Raw genomic sequence first — 486 nt, 5'->3', positions numbered from 1 at the left:
GATAGTCAACTCTGTCAGCAAGCATCACAACTGCAGCCAGTTCCTTTTCTAATTCACTGATATTCATAGTCTTTAGATCTAACCAAGGGGTATGATGATAAAGAACTGGCTTAGCAAATATAGAAAGAACAGGGCACTCCTTTAAAATTTGGTAGCCCTTTTGACAATGGTAATAAGTCGAGTCGGGAACAAACCCCGAATTCAGTCGACGTTGCTCGTCTATTTGCGACACTCCGCAGTCGTGAATTAGCCCTAACGAAAATGCGAGCTGTGCCTGCTCCTCTTCCCACCCCACGCTCAGAGCACATCGATACGCGATGTAACCCACCCTCTGTCCATGGTTTTTGCTTTCAAAACCGACGTTATCAAGCGCCTTAGCAATACCAAATAGAGCCTTTCTTAGGTCTACGGTTACCTCTTGGCAATGTTGATTCATTACTTAAGCCTAGTATTTTTATATATTTTATATATTTAGGCTGCTAATAC

Annotated in this window: 1 protein-coding gene; it reads right to left on the bottom strand. The window is 42.6% G+C overall.

What is annotated here, in order from left to right; genetic code table 11:
• On the bottom strand, positions 1–436 hold a 436-nt coding region (locus AB4496_RS29155; RefSeq protein ID WP_372133607.1), incomplete at its 3' end, for an HD domain-containing protein.
• Between the last annotated feature and the right edge of the window lie 50 nt (positions 437–486).

Source organism: Vibrio sp. 10N.222.46.A1, assembly GCF_041473595.1.
GTDB lineage: Bacteria > Pseudomonadota > Gammaproteobacteria > Enterobacterales > Vibrionaceae > Vibrio > Vibrio tasmaniensis_A.
The sequence above is the reverse complement of the archived record's forward strand: the minus strand, read 5'-3'. Positions and strand labels throughout refer to the sequence as shown.